The 18,362-nt window shown below is 47.1% G+C and carries 14 protein-coding genes and 1 tRNA gene; 9 read left to right on the forward strand and 6 right to left on the reverse strand.

The genetic code is table 11. The features are described 5' to 3' along the window. The first annotated feature begins 12 nt into the window (after window positions 1–12). Window positions 13–1,539, forward strand: coding sequence for a RagB/SusD family nutrient uptake outer membrane protein (locus LLH06_RS00985; RefSeq protein ID WP_228171373.1), 1,527 nt, complete (start codon window positions 13–15; stop codon window positions 1,537–1,539). A 54-nt stretch (window positions 1,540–1,593) separates the two neighbouring features. On the opposite strand, the gene LLH06_RS00990 is transcribed toward LLH06_RS00985, so the two are convergent. Beyond that, window positions 1,594–2,496 (reverse strand): S66 peptidase family protein, encoded by a 903-nt coding sequence (locus LLH06_RS00990; protein WP_228171374.1) that lies wholly within the window; start codon window positions 2,494–2,496, stop codon window positions 1,594–1,596. A 39-nt stretch (window positions 2,497–2,535) separates the two neighbouring features. Between LLH06_RS00990 and metG the strand changes: the two genes are divergently transcribed. Beyond that, on the forward strand, window positions 2,536–4,599 hold the full coding sequence (gene metG, locus LLH06_RS00995) for a methionine--tRNA ligase (protein WP_228171375.1): 2,064 nt from the start codon (window positions 2,536–2,538) through the stop codon (window positions 4,597–4,599). Between the two features lie 62 nt (window positions 4,600–4,661). Here metG and LLH06_RS01000 read toward each other — a convergent pair whose 3' ends face one another. Both LLH06_RS01000 and LLH06_RS01005 read right to left on the reverse strand, forming a co-directional pair. After that, on the reverse strand, window positions 4,662–6,932 hold the full coding sequence (locus tag LLH06_RS01000) for a response regulator (RefSeq protein ID WP_228171376.1): 2,271 nt from the start codon (window positions 6,930–6,932) through the stop codon (window positions 4,662–4,664). 26 nt (window positions 6,933–6,958) lie between these two features. Next, complete coding sequence (locus LLH06_RS01005) at window positions 6,959–7,552, reverse strand: DUF6436 domain-containing protein (RefSeq protein WP_228171377.1); 594 nt, start codon at window positions 7,550–7,552, stop codon at window positions 6,959–6,961. A 347-nt stretch (window positions 7,553–7,899) separates the two neighbouring features. Between LLH06_RS01005 and LLH06_RS01010 the strand changes: the two genes are divergently transcribed. Both LLH06_RS01010 and LLH06_RS01015 read left to right on the forward strand, forming a co-directional pair. Further along, window positions 7,900–7,971: transfer RNA gene (locus LLH06_RS01010), tRNA-Arg, on the forward strand. Between the two features lie 126 nt (window positions 7,972–8,097). After that, complete coding sequence (locus LLH06_RS01015; protein WP_228171378.1) at window positions 8,098–9,126, forward strand: serine hydrolase domain-containing protein; 1,029 nt, start codon at window positions 8,098–8,100, stop codon at window positions 9,124–9,126. Here the strand turns inward: LLH06_RS01015 and LLH06_RS01020 are convergent, their stop codons facing one another. Beyond that, window positions 9,127–9,474: a nuclear transport factor 2 family protein gene (locus LLH06_RS01020; RefSeq protein WP_228171379.1), complete on the reverse strand. Its 348-nt coding sequence runs from the start codon at window positions 9,472–9,474 to the stop codon at window positions 9,127–9,129. Between the two features lie 126 nt (window positions 9,475–9,600). On the opposite strand from LLH06_RS01020, the gene LLH06_RS01025 reads away from it, so the two are divergent. The 4 genes from LLH06_RS01025 (at window position 9,601) to map (ending at window position 14,307) form a co-directional block, all read left to right on the forward strand. Then, window positions 9,601–10,839: an ABC-three component system protein gene (locus LLH06_RS01025; RefSeq protein ID WP_228171380.1), complete on the forward strand. Its 1,239-nt coding sequence runs from the start codon at window positions 9,601–9,603 to the stop codon at window positions 10,837–10,839. Between the two features lie 2 nt (window positions 10,840–10,841). Further along, window positions 10,842–11,345 carry an ABC-three component system middle component 4 gene (locus LLH06_RS01030; RefSeq protein ID WP_228171381.1) on the forward strand — a complete coding sequence of 168 codons (504 nt, stop codon included), beginning with the start codon at window positions 10,842–10,844 and terminating at the stop codon, window positions 11,343–11,345. Next, window positions 11,335–13,329, forward strand: a complete 1,995-nt coding sequence (locus LLH06_RS01035; RefSeq protein ID WP_228171382.1) for an AAA family ATPase — start codon at window positions 11,335–11,337, stop codon at window positions 13,327–13,329. The genes LLH06_RS01030 and LLH06_RS01035 overlap by 11 nt, the downstream gene beginning before the upstream one ends. 213 nt (window positions 13,330–13,542) lie before the next feature. Further along, a complete protein-coding gene (gene map, locus LLH06_RS01040) occupies window positions 13,543–14,307 on the forward strand; it encodes a type I methionyl aminopeptidase (RefSeq protein WP_228171383.1) in 765 nt (254 codons plus the stop codon). Between the two features lie 112 nt (window positions 14,308–14,419). On the opposite strand, the gene LLH06_RS01045 is transcribed toward map, so the two are convergent. After that, window positions 14,420–15,850 carry a DNA/RNA non-specific endonuclease gene (locus LLH06_RS01045; RefSeq protein ID WP_228171384.1) on the reverse strand — a complete coding sequence of 477 codons (1,431 nt, stop codon included), beginning with the start codon at window positions 15,848–15,850 and terminating at the stop codon, window positions 14,420–14,422. A gap of 249 nt (window positions 15,851–16,099) precedes the next feature. Between LLH06_RS01045 and thiL the strand changes: the two genes are divergently transcribed. Then, window positions 16,100–17,140: a thiamine-phosphate kinase gene (gene thiL / locus LLH06_RS01050; protein WP_228171385.1), complete on the forward strand. Its 1,041-nt coding sequence runs from the start codon at window positions 16,100–16,102 to the stop codon at window positions 17,138–17,140. 8 nt (window positions 17,141–17,148) lie between these two features. Here the strand turns inward: thiL and LLH06_RS01055 are convergent, their stop codons facing one another. Continuing rightward, on the reverse strand, window positions 17,149–18,354 hold the full coding sequence (locus LLH06_RS01055) for a S41 family peptidase (protein WP_228171386.1): 1,206 nt from the start codon (window positions 18,352–18,354) through the stop codon (window positions 17,149–17,151). Window positions 18,355–18,362 lie beyond the last annotated feature (8 nt).

Genomic DNA, 18,362 nt, shown 5'->3' on the forward strand with positions numbered 1-18,362 from the left:
TAGCTATTTAAGATGAAAAAGAAATTACTGACCATCATAATGGGTGTTGCGGTTACCCTGAACTACTCGTGCCGCAAAAACCTCCTGACCCCTGTGAACCAAACACAGGTGGCTGACCAGAACGGACAGCCGTTCTCTACCGCTGCGCGTATCCAAAGCCAGGTATTAGCCTTATACGCCAATGCTCGTAACGGACAATACCTTGGCGGCCGTTTTCAGGTATACAATGACGTAAAAGCTGATAACTATATCAATACCTCGGGTAACCAGATCACTGCATCAAACACCTGGGCTGCTAACGTGAACACTACGAGTACGGAGGTGCAAAATCTTTGGGCACAGGCTTACTTTGATATCAATCTTTGTAACGTGTTCATCGATGGTATGGCCACCTACAATGGTGCTACTACCGTGGGTGCAGCAACTGCCGCTAACTACATTGCTGAAGCTAAATTTTTACGTGCGGTGGCATATTACAGCTTACTGCAGCTTTATGCCCGCCCTTATGTTGATGGTAATGGTAGCAAACCAGGCGTTCCGTTGCGTTTAAAAGGATTGACCACTTATTCGGATCAGTCACTCGCTAAAAGTACTGTTGCCGAAGTTTACGCACAGATCTTAAAAGACCTGAACGAGGCTGAGGCTGGCTTACCGCTTAACTACAGCAGCGTGGCTACCACCAACGTGGTTAATAATGTGATCAGAGCGCATCGCAATACCGCGATTGCCTACAAGACCAGGGTGTATTTGACCATGGGCCAGTATGCCAACGTGATCACCGAGGCCAACAAGATCGTAGGTGCTACTAATTTCAGCGCAGCAGGTGGTTCACTTGCGGCAAGCGGATCAGCAGGTGTGAACTTTGCGTTACAGCCAAGTGTGTTAAGCGTGTTCAGAACGCCTTACCTGACCTTCGAATCGGTGTTCTCGGTGCCTTTCGTAGTATCTACCGAGCAGCCAGGTACACAAACCGCTTTAGCATCTTTTTGGTATGCTAGCGCCAGCACCCCAGGCAACGCTGACTTTTATTTGAATCCTAACGGCGTATTAGCCGATGCTAACTGGAAAACGACCGATGACCGTCGTGTGAACTTTGTGTTCACTCCAACCACCGGTACATTTGCGGGTAAGCCATTCCTGAGCAAGTTCAATGCCGTAGGTACCTTCCTGGATTATGCACCAGTAATGCGTTATGCTGAGGTGTTACTGAATCTGGCCGAGGCCCGCGCCCGTTTGAACGGTTTAGATCCACAGGCTATCGATCTGTTGAACGCGATCCGTCAACGTTCAGACAAGACCACTTTGTTCACAGCGGCAACCTTGGGTAGCGGCGCTAACCTGGTGAGCACTATCCTGCAAGAGCGTAATATCGAGTTCCTGGGTGAAGGTTTGCGCAATATCGATTTCATGCGTACACTGGGCACCATTCCGGGCAAACAGAACATCGCGGCCGTGCCACCAAGCAGCCCGCAATACATCTGGCCAATATCTAACGACGAATTATTATACAACACGCTGATCGGTGGATCTAATAATTGATAATTAGTTAATGTTAATAAGTGAGGTCGGTAGCTTTAGGGCTACCGGCCTTTTTTATTGTTGTGGGCGGAGGGTAGTGCCAACTTGAGACACCTCAAAGGTGTATGGCTGGCCGATGAGCAAAGCGCAGTTGTTGGTCACGTGCCCGGCAGGAAAGTCGAAGCACACCGGGTATGGGTATTTGTCAACGATCGCCTTGATGATCTCGTAAGCTGTCTGCCCGAATGGAATGTCATTATCTTTCAGATCGGTGAAGCCACCAACGATCAGTCCGGCAAGATTCTTCAGTTTGCCCGCTCTATCGAGCGTGTACATTAGGCGGTCGATGTTGTAGAGATATTCGCCAACATCCTCAATAAATAGGATCTTATCATCATAGTCAACATCCGACACTGAGCCTAACATGGATACCAGAATGGCCAGGTTGCCACCGGTGAGTACTCCGGCTGTATTGCCGGTGCGATCAAGTGGGTGGGCGGGTATCTCATAGTGTGATTCCTCACCGAATAGGGCTTTTCTTAAGGTTTCGACAGAAGTGCCAGTAGCGTCGGGTATATTGATCGGCATTTGCCCGTGCAGAGTCACCACGTCAAAGTTATGCTGGATGTGGGAGTGAAGCACCGTGATATCGCTGAAGCCAATGATCCATTTGGGGTTGCTGCGCAAACGATCAAAGTTCACCTTATCGATCATGCGCACCGTGCCATAGCCCCCACGTGCGGCAAATATGGCCTTGATGCTGTCGTCATCAATAAAGCGTTGCATATCCTGGGCTCGCTGCTCATCGGTGCCCGCAAATTGGTGATGTGATGCCGTTACCGTATCGCCCAATACTACTTCCAACCCCCACGAGCCAAGCAAGGCCACGGCATCGTCCATTGGTTGCGGCAGCTTTTTAGCCGGACAAACGATCGCCACGCGGTCGCCTTTTTTAAGATAGGGAGGAGTAATGCTCATAATGTTATCTTTGCAAAATAAAGAAACCGGATCAACATTTTGGAAGCTCAAAAATATAAACGTTATACCATTACTGCGGCCCTGCCTTACGCGAACGGGCCTAAACACATCGGTCACCTGGCCGGTGCCTATATACCTGCCGATCTGTATGCCCGTTACCTGCGCCTGAAACGCCGCGAGGTAGTGTTCGCCTGCGGATCTGACGAGCATGGTACCGCCATTGCTAATCAGGCCATGAAGGAGGGCACCACGCCACGCGCCATTATTGATAAATACCATGAGCTGATCAAATATTGCTTCGATAAGCTTAACATCTCATTCGATATTTATCACCGCACCAGCGAACCCATACACCACCAAACCGCTCAGGACTTTTTTACTGTATTGAACGATAAGGGCGACTTTGAGGTGAAGGAATCAGAGCAATACTATGATGAGCAGGCCGGTGCCTTTTTGGCCGACCGTTACATCGTAGGCACCTGCCCGGTATGCGGTAATGATAACGCTTACGGCGATCAGTGTGAGAAATGTGGCAGCTCATTAAGCCCTGACGAGCTGATCGATCCCCGGTCGACACTGAGCGGTAACAAACCCGTGAAGCGCCCTACTAAACACTGGTACCTGCCTTTGGATAAATATGAAGGATGGCTGCGCGAATGGATATTGGAAGGGCACACCGAATGGAAGACCAACGTATACGGCCAGTGCAAAAGTTGGATCGATGGCGGTTTGCACCCACGTGCCGTTACCCGCGATCTGGACTGGGGTATTAAAGTGCCTGTTGAAGGTGCCGACGGTAAAGTATTGTATGTTTGGTTCGATGCGCCGATCGGCTATATATCGGCCACCAAACAATGGGCTTTGGACAATGGCAAAGACTGGAAGACCTATTGGCAAGACCCGGAGACCAAACTGGTGCACTTCATCGGTAAGGACAATATCGTATTCCACTGCATCGTGTTCCCGGCCATGCTGAAGGCTCATGGCGAGTTCATTTTGCCTGATAATGTACCAGCCAACGAGTTCATGAACCTGGAAGGTGATAAGATGTCGACCAGTCGTGGTTGGAGCATCGAGATGCATGAATATCTGGAGGATCTGCCCAACAAGATCGACGAGCTGCGTTATTATTTGACCGCTATTGCCCCGGAAACCGCCGATAGCGAGTTTACCTGGAAAGATTATCAGGCCCGTGTGAACAACGAGCTGGTAGCCATTTTAGGCAACCTGGTGAACCGGGTAATGATCCTGATGCATAAGTTCTTTGATGGTAAAGTGGAAAGCACTACCGGAGCGATCACACTTGAGAACGAAGCGCTGAATACCGAGCTGGGTAAGCTATACAATGACCTGGAGCAAAGCTTTGAGTCGTATAAGTTTCGCCAGGCGCAGCAGATCATGATGGATATGGCCCGTTTAGGTAACCGTTACCTGACCGAACAGGAGCCATGGAAAACCATCAAGACCGACCCGGAAGCGGCACGCACTGCGTTGCACAATTGCCTGGTGCTGATTGGCCATATCGCTACCTGCGCTCAACCGTTCATGCCGGGTACGGCCCAAAAGATATTCAACATGCTGAACTGGCCGGCCGATGCTGTTCATTTTGATGAACCGATCAGTTTCGCCAACGGCCATCAACTCAATGCCGCTTCGTTGTTGTTCGAGAAGTTAGAGGACGAAGTGATCGAGAAACAGGTGCAAAAGCTGATTGCTAAAAAAGCGTCGATCGAGAAGCCTGCCGAAGTGAGTGCACCGGCATTGGTGCCTGCCAAAGAGAACATCGTTTACGATCAGTTCGCGGCGATGGATATCCGTACCGGAACCATCCTGACCGCCGAAAAGGTGGCCAAGACCAAAAAGCTGTTAAAGCTGACCATCGATACCGGTTTAGACCAGCGCACTGTGGTATCGGGCATTGCGGAGTACTTTGAGCCGGAGGCCATCATTGGCAAACAGGTAAGCATACTGGTCAATCTGGAACCCCGCGAGATCAAAGGCATCCTATCACAAGGTATGATCCTGATGGCCGAGAACGCCGAAGGCGTACTAAGCTTTGTATCGCCGGGCGAGGGCATGCACAATGGGTCGGTGGTACGCTGATCTGTTACTAAGACAACCATAACAACAAAGCCTTACTGTATGTCAGTAAGGCTTTGTTGTTTCTATAGCTCGGCGGCAGGTAAGCTCAAGGCATCCTGCTGCGACGCATAACGGGCCTTATACCATTTGATGAACGTGCTCACCAACATCTCTGGTTTTACCGGTTTCGATACAAAATCATTCATGCCGGCATCCATACAGGCTTTGATGTCGTTCTCCATCACGTTGGCCGTCAGGGCGATGATGATCGGCTGGCTGATATCCATTTGCCTGATCAGGCGTGTGGCCTCCAGGCCGTCCATAACCGGCATTTGTACATCCATCAAGACAAGGTCAAATGGCGTATGGGCCGTTATATCCACCGCCTGCTGGCCATCGGGTACAATGGTAGGGGTGTAGCCCATTTTGCTCAGTATTTGCCTGATCACTAATTGGTTCACATTGTTGTCCTCTGCTACCAACATTTGGAACGGGTACTGAATGGCCAGTTCTTTAGAGATGACATTCTCGGTCAGCTTTTCGGGTGCAGCCTGTATATGTACCCTTAAGGCGTTCACTACCTGTTTAAATAATACTTGCTGTTTGATCGGCTTGGTCATCACCGAGGTGAATAGTGCCCGGTTATGAGAGCCGATCTCTTCGGCCAGTGAGCTAAGCAGGATGATCGGCAGTGTAGGATATAACAAGGTGATGGCCTTGGATAGTTCTACGCCGTTCATCTCAGGCATGTCCATATCGGTGATCACCAGATCGATATCATAGATGGTGCGCAGCGCCTGTATGGCATCATGTCCTGAGGTGGCCACCAAAGGCGTAAGCTCCCAGTTGATGAACTGCCTTTCGAGGATGTTAAGGTTGGTCACGTTATCATCTACCAGCAACACCTTTTTGCCCTTGATCAAATTCAGGTCCACTTTTGCCGTACTTACCTGTGGCGTTTGGCCAGGCTCAAGCTTGACCGAGAACACGAAACGCGATCCCCGGCCCAACTCGCTGCTCACGCTAATGTCGCCGTTCATGAGCTGCACCAAACGCTGGCAAATGGCCAGACCCAAGCCTGTGCCGCCATACTTGCGTGAGGTAGATGCATCGGCTTGTGAGAAGGAGCGGAACAGTTTCTTGATATTCTGCTCGGAGATGCCGATGCCGGTATCCCATATCTCGAACTGGATATTCGCTCCGCCGCTTTGTTGGCTTGCGGTCACCTTGACACCGATCTCGCCATGTTCGGTAAATTTGATCGCATTGCTGATCAGGTTGATCAGTACTTGTTTAAGGCGAAGCTGATCGCCGATCACATGCTCGGGCACTTTCTCATCGATATCGTATATAAGCTCGAGGCCATGTTGCGCGGCCTTGATGCCGAACATGTCCAACACGGTCTCGATCAGTTCGCGCAGGTTAAGGTCGGCATGTTCCAGTTCCAGATTGCCCGATTCGATCTTCGAGAAGTCGAGGATGTTGTTGATCACATGGATCAGGGTATCGCCACAGCTCGATATCGTTTCTGCGAACATCCGTTGCTCGTCAGAAAGTTCGGTTTGCGATAACAGCGACGCCATACCGATCACCCCATTCATCGGGGTGCGTATCTCGTGGCTCATGGTGGCCAAAAAGATGCTCTTTTCCTGGTTGGCCCTGTCGGCGGTGGAACGGGCGCGTTCCAGTTCAACGTTCTTTTCCTGTAACTCCTGGTTGGCCTTTTCCAGCTTTTCGGCATTGCGGCGACGCTCCTCGGCCAGTTCGGCCTGGCGTTGCAGGTCGGTCATCTTAACGGTCTGCTCTACCAGTTCTTCGTTATACTTGTTAAGCTGAAATGCCCAAAGACCACAAATGAACATGATCACACCCGTTAAGGCCGCGTGGATCAGGAAGGTTTGCAGATCAAAGTAGTTGAGCTGTGTAAAGAACACGTTGGCAACGCCTATATTTTGCATGTAGCTAAAGGTAGCATGGTGCACCACCACCACGATGAGCAGCGGCAGTTGCAGCTTCCATTTTTGATAGGTGATGAGCAGCGCGCTGGAAATGAACGCAAAGAAGTGCATCTCGAACAAGCCATGCATCTGGTAAATGAACTGCGCCATATAAACGCCCAGTATGGCACTCAGTACGTACTGATATAAGCTTGACGTGGGCAGCAACCACTTGACCGAGTAATAAGCCACCAGGCAAATACCACCAACGGCAAAGGCCACCAGCCAGGTATCATAAAAAAAGGCCAGGGCTATGCCGATCAAAAAGTGAGCAGGCAAAAAATAATTCATCAACCGGTCCGACCGTTCTTTAACGGCTGCCCGTTGGGCGATGTAAGGATCTGCAGATAATGTCATGGGGGTATAGCTAATAATTACCGGTATCAATTTTTACAATCGGGAAGGCTGCACCCGTACGAGGTGAGCGCATAACGATCGAACTTTATATTTTTTTGTTGCAATGCCCCGTCAACGGCAAGGCGTGCATAATTGGTGCGTTCGTCAGTACAATAGCGGCTTCGGTTATAATTGCCGCGGTAAAATAAACGTTGGTGCGTGTCAAGCACCACGGCCTGCGGGGTAGAGTAGACCCCACATTTAATGGCCACCTGCTGATCAAATATGACAGGTATGCCAATATCGAACTTTTGTTGTATCTCCTGCTCGGTAAAAGGCTTTTTGCTCATCACCACGATCTTAAAATTTATGCGCCCCTCATACTGCTTTACCAGGGTCTTGAACATATTGATGTTGAACCTCGAGCATGGGCAGTCGGGGTTAAAAAAATGCAGGAACAATGGCCTGTCGCCCTGACCCTGTGCGGTAGCAGGCAGCCTGATCAGGGTACCCTTAGCTACCTGATGGTAATCAACAGGAACAGGGGTAGGCAACTGGTACTTCAGCTCGTTGTACCAAAACAGGGCAGCCACGGCCGATGCCAACAGAACAAGCCAAACAGCGGCTAATATCTTTTTCAAACGCAATTAAGATTTATAGATACGAGTAACTCAGATCAGGGTGCATGGGCCATGCTCGTTACTTCATCACAAAGTGAAGAGGTCCGGGCTGGGTGCCTGATCTAACGATCGGGCATATAGAACGGGCACATGCACAATGATGGCGTAATTGGTTGGTGTACACTTTCAGACCGTGTAAATTTCTGAAAAATAAGTGTTTGCTGAAATTTTATCATACAACTAACAGTGGTTTTTCCAAAATGTTCTTTGTGTCAGGCAATTGCTTTTTACTTTGATCGTGCGAGTTAAAATTTCATTATCTTTGGAGCGCTTCAAGCTACCTAAAGGTTAATAAAGCGATACCATCCGGCCCTGTAGTTCAACGGATAGAATAGAAGTTTCCTAAACTTTAGATATGGGTTCGATTCCCGTCGGGGCTACTAAAAGGAGATACCAGTGTGGTGTCTCCTTTTTTGTTAACAGGCTGACGGGTCTACGCCCGCATCTTTTTTTCGGGAACGCAGTAACACATCGATGCTTTGAGCGTCAACCTATAAACCCACCATATGAAACCTTTATACTTTCGCTTACCGTCTCTGATCGTTTGTACGTTCATGGCCTGTGCCGCCTTTGCACAAGGGCTTGAGCAAAAGATCGATGCTTATTTACAGCAGCAGCACCAGGCTGGCAAGTTCAACGGCAATGTGCTGGTGGTGGATCATGGTAAAAAGCTGCTCACCAAAAGCTATGGCTATGCCGACGCTGCCCACTCGAGGGCGTTGACCACTCGTGACCGCTTCCATATCGGTTCCATTGCCAAAGAATTTGATGCCGTAGGTATCATGATGCTGGTAGATGAGGGTAAGCTGAAGGTGACCGATCACGTGTCAAAATATTTTCCGGAGTTGCATGCCTGGGCGGCATCGGTAACGGTGCTTAATTTGTTGCAGTATACCAGCGGCTTGCCCGATGTGAACTGGAAGACCGTGAAGACCGACGGTGACAATTGGCGCGATCTGTTGGCCGTTACCCAGCTCAAATTTGAGCCCGGCACCCAGTACGACTACAATAATAACAATACCTTTATGCGCCGCCGCCTCATCGAAAAGATCAGCGGGATGAGTTTTGACCGTTTCGTGCGCGAGCGTTTGCTCAAGCCTGCCGGGATCAGGAACGCTGTTATTGACCCTGATGAAAATACCCCGACGCTGGCCAAGCCTTTTGATAACGACTTGAAAGCCTATCCGCTGATCGCACCCATAACAGGGTGGACCTGCCTCGACCTTGAAGACTTTTTACGTTGGAGCAACGCACTGAACACTTTTAAGCTGATTAGCCCCGCAGCTACCCTGCAGCTTAGCCAGCCTTTTAAAGAGGGCTCGCAAACCGGCCTGGGCCGAAACGTGATGAACGACGGCAAGATCACCGAACATACGCACGACGGGGTGGCCATTCGCTACCAGGCCCTGCTGCATTACCAGGCCAGCGCATCACGCACCATCATTTTAATGACCAACCAACGGCAGGGCAATGTTTACGATCTTGCCGCAGGTATTGAACAGCTATTGGACAATGACCCTTCGAAGACTAAGTGATCACACCGCCCCGATCACCATTTGCTTGATCAGGCCATTGCTTATGGTGTACAGGTGAAGTACCGTACCATCAAAGATCAGGTTTCCGTCCAAGTCCCTGACCACTTGATGCACCGTGACGGTAAGCGTACCGTCGGCCTGCTGCCCGATGTGGATAGGCGTGACCACCGGGTTGATCTCCTGCCACTGGCGGGTCCAGTAACTGCGCACCTCCTCATGACCAATGGCATGGTCCCCCTCCCAGGCCCTGGGCCATTTTACCTGCGGATGCATGAGTTTCAACGCCGCATCGATATCCCGGTTATTGAAAGCCTGATAAGCTTGTTCAATCAGTTGGTAGTCGTCCATAGCCTTATTGTTATGTATTTAGCAATGTAAATGTGATTTGCTCTATTGAATACGTTTTCATTACTAGTAAATATTCGATAAGTTTAACAATCATTTCGATGTACTAAACACTTATCACTTAACTTCATGATTGAATTTTCTTTAACGGGAAAAAATAGGAAGAACCTAATAATCTTTATCCATGGTTTGACAGGCGATAAAATGACCTGGGTAAATCAAAGTGGACAAAGCTTCAGTGATTTACTTGGAGGCAATAGGGAAATCAAAAAAAAATTTGACATCGCTGACTTTATTTATTATTCTAAACTTCTCACATCTACCAGTTTAAAAGTTGTGAATAGTATAGTGTCTAAAATATTTTCAGGCTCATCAAAGAAAGTGAAATTGAATCTGGATGTTGACGACATCAGTGATCTTCTTTTAACTGAAATAAAAGTTAAATGCGCCGGTTATAAAAGTATTGTTTTTATCGGACACAGTCTGGGTGGATTGATTGCAAAAGCTACAATTCTAAAAGCTGTAGGAGATAAAAATATTCCTCCGATAAAAATATTTTTGTCACTGGCTGTGCCTCATGACGGAGCTAATCTTGCATCTGTTGCATATGCCCTTAATAAAAGTGCACAATTAGAAAATTTAAAGCCTTTAAGCGAAAATGTTAAGGCTTTAAATAATAAATGGATTCAAACACCGGTTGAACAGCTTCCTAAGACTATATATTTCCAAGGAAAATACGATATGGTCGTTCCCAATACAAGCTCTATTGGCTATGAGCTATCAGCGCAAGATGTTATGCATTTGGACGATGATCATACCTCAATCTCTAAACCTACTTCTGTCAAGGCAACCCTATATTTAGCAGTAGTAAAAATTTTAAAGGATTTTTTGGATAATAACGAAATAACTGACGTTTTGAAAATTCAAAGACTTGACGACGAGAATAAGTATAATGACGAAATCTTTGTGTTAAAACTGTTGATTGCAGATGTTCACAATAGGAATATTTCTAGTGCAAAAAATAGTTTTTACAACGCAGAATTTATCAGGAAGGTAATTGTGGCTAGGAATATTATAACACTGGATGAATTCCAACAGCTTTATGGTTTAATTGAGGGTCTTTATAATAACGCATTCGGTTTATTGACGTCGGGCAAGTTGCTAAACGGCAATGATTTGATTACCCATATTCACGAAAAAATTCAAAGTGAAGATCAAACGATTTTGAAGTCAATCTCGGCACTTAGTTTTATTCACAAAACAGGAATGTTGCATCAGCTGGCTAATGATATTGGTAACAGTATATGGTGGGAAGATGGACATGATATGGATACGATTGAAAATTTTAAACAATCAAAAAATCAATAGTTATGGCTTTGTCTTTCATTGTACCAGACTTTGAATTAAATACAAAGTTAGCGAGGGCTCTAGTGATTTTACGAAATCTTTCACTTAACAAAGCCGGCAATAAGATTTTAACTATTGAAAAGCTAGCTGTTTATGACTTCCTACTTCGGCATCCACATATCTTACACGGTATATTGAAGAGTCAAGGTAGGAAGATGTTAATTCTACGCCCTGAAGAACTAACATCGATTAACAAAGAGTATCCTAATACAAACGGTCTTTATACTCATCGAGACCTTAGCATTACGCTTCAAATTTTAATACTACAGGGTTATGCCAGTGCTAATTTGACTAAAGACAATGAGGCCGTTTATACAATCACCGCCGAGGGGGCAAATTTCGCGGATGGGCTTGAAACGGAATATGTTATGCGTCTACACGAAATTTCGAATCCAATTAATCAGTTACTTAGCCTAAACTATCGCCAATTAATGGCGGCAATTAAACCTTATATCAATGGAAAATAACTCATCTCGTTCGCCTATACTGATTGTGAACAAGCTCACTCTTGTTGGCAGCCGAAAAAATTATGTAATTCCTTTCAGTTCTGGCCTTAACATTATACATGGAGACTCAGATACTGGAAAGTCTAGTATACTAAATCTTATTGATTACTGCTTAGGATCGGCGGACATCGACCTTTATAACGAGATAGAGAATAGCGGAAAATATTGTCTGCTTGAAGTTGATCTCAATGGAAAGGTTTACACTATAAAGCGAAATATATTTGAGCCTAGCGGGTATATAGAAGTTTTTCATTCAGATACAGAAGGTATCGATGATGTTTTTCCCTTACAATATGGGCCAAACTATGCTAAGGAAGGTCATGATGGCTTTATCTCGGACTTTTTTTTAGACGCGCTTAGCATTCCTAAGATAGAAACCAAGCAATCTCCATCAAAAGCTGATTCAAAAATGATTAAGCTTAGTTTTAGAGATATTTTGAAGTACAATTACCTTACTCAGGATGATGTCGGAAGTAAGGATTTGCTTGACAGGAAAAATTTTTCGGTAGCTGTTAAAAATCAAGAAACTTTCAAATTCTTGCATAACCTTCTAGATATAAATATCACTGAACTGCAGCGACTAATCTCACAAAGAACGAGTTTAAAAAAAGAGTTAGATCAAAAATATACTACGATAGCTTCTTTCTTTCGTGAAACTCAATTACGCACAGAAGAAGCCCTGTTGAACGAGAAAACTGAAATACAGCAAAAACTAGTTGCAATCGATTCGGAGATTGAGGTCATTAACAAGAGCATGCTTGCGAGCACCCAAAATGACAACGAACTAAGAGAGATGATCGCTGATTTGCAGCAGTCAGTAGGCGCTAAAATTCAGCGTATCGAAAATCTAAAACGGCAAATAAGTCAAAACATTCTCCTAAAAAACGATTACGCTCAAGATATTCAGAAGTTAAAAACGTCTATCCATCTTTCCGAAACTCTCCCACCAGCACAAAAAACAATGGATTGCCCAGTTTGCAGTAATGTGTTAGTGTATGAAAATTTGGCTAAACAGGTCTCAGATACAAATCCTCAATTGTTAGAGAATGAGCTAAGAAGTATCAATCGTCGTTCTAAAGACATTTCCGATATCATTGAAGAAAATCGCAATGAAGTATTTTTACTAGAAGTAGAAGTTGGCCAAATCAGGGAGCAAATCACTCAAGCGAAAAACCTTTTAGATAACCAAACAAAAGAATTAATATCCCCATTTTTAGCGCAGCGTGACGGGTTATTAACTGCTAAAGCCAAATTTTTAGAAGCCCTGAATCATACTGAATATACACTTAAAATTAGAAATCAATTATCAGAGGTTACAAAACGGTCAGCTAAGATTGCCTTGGAGTTAGAAAAACTCAATTTATCGCTAGAAGAGTTAAAGGCCAATACGCCTACAATCGGATTTGTTACTAACAATATTGCAGATTATTTGAAAGAATTTTTGACTGCTGTCAAAATGAACCATGTTTATAACGTTGCTGTGGATTCAAAAAGCTTTCTTCCTAAAGTACGTGACAAAGAATACTGGCAATTAACATCCGGTGGTGTTAGAACTCTTGTATCAGTCGGATATTTCATAGCTCTGCTACAGAATAGTGCTTCACATCCTACCAATCACCCTACATTCTTAATGATTGATACTATTGCCAAATATTTAGGAAAAACTAAGCCAGAATATTTAGCTGAAACTGATAGTGCTGAAGATATCAAGGAAGGTATTGTGGCAGACGATCCAACGAAATACATTAACATGTATAATTATCTTCTAAAACTATGTGAAGGGCGGGCCGATTTACAAATTATCATTGTAGATAACGATATTCCCCAAAAATTAGAAACGAACTTAAGAGGAGCGGTTGTAAAGCAGTTTAGTGTTGACGGCTATGATAATTTACCGCGAGGTTTTATAGATGATGCTTATGACGACTTGTTAAATAAGCTATAATCTACATTACATCGTAAGCGATGTGTGGTACACGGCTAAAATATAGAAAATTTGATGAGCTGCATAAGGTTAAGTTCAATATTGATGATGATCAGCAACGGGTAGTTATCGATATTAACATCACCTCAACGTAGGTCCGGCGCATTGTATGGTGCAAAACATCCCTTGAAAGCAGATGTATCCTTATATTTGCGGCTTCTAAAAAATTCGACTATGTCAATAACCACCGATAACGAGAGAGATGGGATGCAGCGGGCCAGTGATGCGGTCGCGATCACCTTACGTAAGATGCGCGAATATGCCCGTCCGGGTATGTCGACCCTTGAGCTTGACGATTACGGCGGTAAACTGTTGGAAGAACTGGGCGCAGCGTCGGCCCCAAAGCTGACGTACAATTTCCCGGGTTATACCTGCATCAGTATCAACAACGTGGTGGCGCATGGCATTCCGTCGGCCGATATGATATTGCAGGAGGGCGACCTGGTGAACATCGACGTATCCGCCGAACTGAACGGTTACTGGGCCGATAATGGCGGTTCCTTCATTTTAGGGGAGGACATTCACGGACATGGCAAGCTGGTAGAGGCTTCGAAAGATATACTAAAGAAAGCGATCGCGGCCATTAAAGGCGGCATCAAGATCAACGAGATCGGCCGGCTGATCGAAACGGAGGCTAAGAAGCAAGGGTACACCGTGATCAAAAACCTGACCGGTCATGGCGTAGGCCGCAGCCTGCACGAGGACCCGCACGATATCTCTAATTACTACGACCGTTTCAACATTGGTCGTTTCAAAAAGAACACGGTGGTGGCCATCGAAACGTTCATCTCCACCAAGTCGACCATTGCGGATCAGCAGGCCGATGGCTGGACGCTGATCGGTAACAAAGGTGGCTTTGTGGCCCAGCACGAACATACCATCATGGTGACCGGCGATGAGCCCGTGATCTTCACCGAACAGAACGGCATCTGGGACTAAAGGGCAATAGGTATAAAAAAGAAAGCGGCTGATCTGGTAAAGATCAGCCGCTTTCTTTTAGGAACAATTTTATTAAAGCCCTCCTCCCGGGGAGGGTTTGGGTGGGGCTGGATTATATGCCTGCGTCTTTCTTGGTCTCTACCGCATCTTGTACCGATTGTGGTAAAGCCGATAACAGGTTGAAGCCATTACCTACCGCTTTCTCGATATCACGTACCGTCACGATGTACTTGGTCCAATCGCTATCGATGCTGTTCACGTTAGGGGTGTTCACCGCGATCACACGGGTGGCAGTTGCCGAACGGATCAGGTCGTTGTTACCGGCCGGGATGATCACCGCTACTTTCCAGACGTTGCTTGGTACGGTCACATTGCCGCTGGCGATAGTGTTCACTACCGATGAGCTGGCACTGCCTACACCACCGATACCGTAGCTGCCCATGATCACGTAAACCTCGTTACCGGCGGTCACTTGCGTGCGCAGGTAGCCTTCCAGGTTGTTCCAGGTCTTTTGATTGTTGTTAGGAGCCTGAGGGATCATGTTGGTCATCAGGAATGTGGCCGAGTTGGCATCTGCCGAGCTGGTACGATCTGCCGATGGGCAGTTGTGGCCACGGTCAAAACCAGAGCCTGAGTAGCTGTTGCTTTGCACCTGGAAGTATCCGGCTGGCAAGCCGCTAAAGCCAGCAAAGTTATCTAAACGACCGGTAGCATTAGTGGTATTGGTCGCGTCTAAGTGCCAGCTTACCCAGTTAGGAGTACCACGGGTCTTGCTGTACGATTCTACGTAATAGCCCATATCCAGTAAAAAGTTCTCGGCCGATACCGAGCCGGCTACTGACGGGTTACCGAACAGCAGGTTGCTGTTGTCACCACTTGCTGGTGGAGCGTCAGCACCAACGGTCACGCCTCTTGGGGTAGTGGCCGTTCCGGTACCGCCGGCGTTATCGCCGCCGGCAGGAGTATCTGAACCACCTACGGTAATGCTAGATTCGCCGGTGCCTTTAAAGGTGATGTCGTCGATATTGATACGGGCGGTACCCGCCTTTTTGATCTGGAACCTTACTTTGGTAACCGTAGAGGCGATCTTGAACGAGTCGGTCACCAGGGTGGTGTTGGTCTCGCTAATGTCGTTACCTACCTGGGTATAGGTGTTACCGCCATCGGTAGACATTAATAACTGCCAGGTAGAGTTAGCATCGCTGCCATATTTGCCATGCTTGATGTACAGGGTCTTCAGGCCCGTAACGTCAAAGTTCATGGCAATGCTGCCGGTGCGCAAACGTACCGATTTGCTGCCGTTCTTCAGATCGGCGGCCAGGTTGCCTAACAAGGCATCGTTAAAGTTCCATGAACCGGTGCTCAGGGTGGCATCGGCAGCGGCGTAAGCCGTTTTGGATCCACTCTCGAAATCCTCGGTGATAGCATATGGCTTAGGTGCCACCACTACCGGGGTGTCGTCCACTATGGTGTCATCATCTTTTTTACAGCTGGCAAAAAGCAGGGGTAGTGATACCGCAATTAGTAAATGTTTGATCTTCATATATTATTCAGTGTTTGAGTAAGAGCTTACAAATGTCGGGCATCAGTGTTAAATAAATGTTAACAAGATGCGGCAGTGTTAAATATTACCCCAATATATTATAAAAATGTTTCTAACCGGTTACAAATAGGGGTGTTACACGAAAAAGATCTGAGTTTTGGGCTCGATACCTGCAACTACGATAGCGTTTCCTGATCAGCTCAAGCTTTTGTATTTTTGCAGTTCGATAAAAGAGGCTTACCTATGGATATGTTCGACAACGCAGACCGCACCAACCTTGATCAATTAGGCGAATTTGGCCTGATCGATCACCTGACCAAAAATATCAAGCTGCAACATGCCGCTACGCTGAAGGGTGTGGGCGATGATGCCGCCGTGCTGGATCCTGCCGGTAAAAAGGTGCTCATCTCTACCGATCTGCTGTTAGAAGGTATCCACTTCGACCTGGCTTACACGCCGCTGAAGCACCTCGGCTACAAGGCCATTCAGGTGAACCTGAGCGATATTTGCGCCATGAACGCCATCCCTGCGCAGGTAACGGTGTCACTGGGCATGTCGAGCAAGTACACGTTAGAAGCTATCGAGGAATTGTACGAAGGCATTTACCTGGCCTGCGATAAATATAAGATCGACATCGTGGGTGGCGATACCACTTCATCTAAACAAGGGCTGGTGATCAGCGTGACCGTGCTGGGCTACGCCAATGAAGAAGATGTAGTGTACCGTAACACGGCCGAAGAAGGCGACCTGCTATGCGTATCGGGCGATCTGGGTGGTGCTTACACCGGCCTGCAATTGCTGGAACGCGAAAAGTTGATCTACCTCGAGAACCCCAAGATCCAACCCGATCTGGAAGGTAAGGACTACATCATCGAGCGTCAGCTGAAACCTGAGGCCCGCCAGGATATCGTTCAGTTACTTAAAGACCTTAAGGTAAAGCCTACGGCCATGATCGACGTATCTGACGGTCTGGCCTCCGAGATATTGCACATTTGCAAACAAAGCAACAAAGGCTGCCAGTTATACGAGGAAAAGATCCCGATCGACCCCATGACCTACGAGACCGCCCGCGAGTTCAACCTTGACCCTACGGTATGTGCGCTGAGTGGTGGTGAGGATTACGAGCTGCTGTTCACCATCAAGCAGGCCGACTACGACAAGATCAAACATGACGTGGATGTGAGCATCATTGGCTACATCACCGAGGCGGCCGCCGGCTGTAACCTGATCTCGAAAAGCGGACAGGTGCACGAACTGAAAGCACAGGGCTGGAACGCGTTCAAAAAATAAATTAGGCGTTAAGCACCGTTCACTTTGAGCAGGGCCTCGTCTATACCCTTCCTGAAGTTGCTGATCGAGTAGGTCACGTTAACATCTGGTTTAAGCGGGCCATCATATCCGGGCCAGGTCTCCCAGTAGCGGGTCGAATAGCCGATGATCATCTTGGTGTGCGGCAACCTGAAGCCTCGTACTTCTCCGTAATGGTTCACTGATCCGCTGGTGGGCTGACCGATCAGCGTGGCTTGCGTAGTGCGTTTCAGCTTAACGGCATTCATTAGGGCCGATGAAAACGTTTGCTTGCCGATCAATACATAGAATTTGTCTTTACGGTTCAGGTAACTGGCGCTTACCGAATCAATGAACGGTTGCAATATGGCCGAATTACCGCCGCCATTATAACGTAGGTCAAGTACTATGCGTGCCGGTTTTTCCTTACTGATAACTTCAAAAAGTTCCTTATTGAACGCTTCGAATGGTTTGCCTTCTTGTTCGGCACAGCGGTTATAGTTCACGTAGAGGGTATGTTTGGCAGCGTCATACGCGTACCAGTAGTTGCCGTTCTTTTTGAGCGACAGCATGCCTGTCTCCGGGCCGTTAAGGGCCAGTTCGGCGCTGCTTTTGGCATCGGCCGAGGTAACGATCTGCTCTATCACCTTTCCATTAGGTGCCGCCAGCTCAAATTTAGCTTCTTGTATGGTGTTGATGATGCCTAAACCCTTCAGCACGGCCGGGTTGTTCAAGCAGCTGGTCAACCCCACTTCAAATAATGATGGATTAGTATTTTGCACAATGGTGCGGCAGCGCTTGATGATATCGTCGGTAGGGTGGCCGTTAATGCCTTTTAACTGGTATAGCAGTATGCTGCTGTTGGCTTGGTCGGTAGCGGTCACAAATATCCCTTCGGCAAAGGTGCTGAACTTTAACGGCAGCACTTTGGTGAACACCGGCTCAATGTGGGTATGCTCATCACCGATGGCCACCATGAGGGCGTATAACGAGGTGGTAAAGCTTTCGGGGTCCGGTTGCTGAAGGTTCGCCTTCAGGTCATCTATCTTTTGATCAAAAGCCTGCTTGCTGATCTTGGCGAACAGGTTGATGTGCCTTTTAGGCAACGTATCTTTCAAATATTGTAGGTCTGCCAGGTAGTCGGCCTTGGTGAGCGCCTGGGCAAAGCCAGCGCGATTCATCAACAACAGCGCAAAAAGTAAAGTGATAAACCTCATGTTCGGGT

Source organism: Mucilaginibacter daejeonensis (assembly GCF_020783335.1).
Lineage (GTDB): Bacteria > Bacteroidota > Bacteroidia > Sphingobacteriales > Sphingobacteriaceae > Mucilaginibacter > Mucilaginibacter daejeonensis.

Coding starts and splice junctions, on each gene's coding strand:
- LLH06_RS00985 (WP_228171373.1), top strand. CDS start 13: ATGAAAAAGAAATTACTGACCATCATAATGGGTGTTGCGGTTACCCTG.
- LLH06_RS00990 (WP_228171374.1), bottom strand. CDS start 2,496: ATGAGCATTACTCCTCCCTATCTTAAAAAAGGCGACCGCGTGGCGATC.
- LLH06_RS01000 (WP_228171376.1), bottom strand. CDS start 6,932: ATGACATTATCTGCAGATCCTTACATCGCCCAACGGGCAGCCGTTAAA.
- LLH06_RS01015 (WP_228171378.1), top strand. CDS start 8,098: ATGAAACCTTTATACTTTCGCTTACCGTCTCTGATCGTTTGTACGTTC.
- LLH06_RS01020 (WP_228171379.1), bottom strand. CDS start 9,474: ATGGACGACTACCAACTGATTGAACAAGCTTATCAGGCTTTCAATAAC.
- LLH06_RS01025 (WP_228171380.1), top strand. CDS start 9,601: ATGATTGAATTTTCTTTAACGGGAAAAAATAGGAAGAACCTAATAATC.
- LLH06_RS01030 (WP_228171381.1), top strand. CDS start 10,842: ATGGCTTTGTCTTTCATTGTACCAGACTTTGAATTAAATACAAAGTTA.
- LLH06_RS01035 (WP_228171382.1), top strand. CDS start 11,335: ATGGAAAATAACTCATCTCGTTCGCCTATACTGATTGTGAACAAGCTC.
- map (WP_228171383.1), top strand. CDS start 13,543: ATGTCAATAACCACCGATAACGAGAGAGATGGGATGCAGCGGGCCAGT.
- LLH06_RS01045 (WP_228171384.1), bottom strand. CDS start 15,850: ATGAAGATCAAACATTTACTAATTGCGGTATCACTACCCCTGCTTTTT.
- thiL (WP_228171385.1), top strand. CDS start 16,100: ATGTTCGACAACGCAGACCGCACCAACCTTGATCAATTAGGCGAATTT.
- LLH06_RS01055 (WP_228171386.1), bottom strand. CDS start 18,354: ATGAGGTTTATCACTTTACTTTTTGCGCTGTTGTTGATGAATCGCGCT.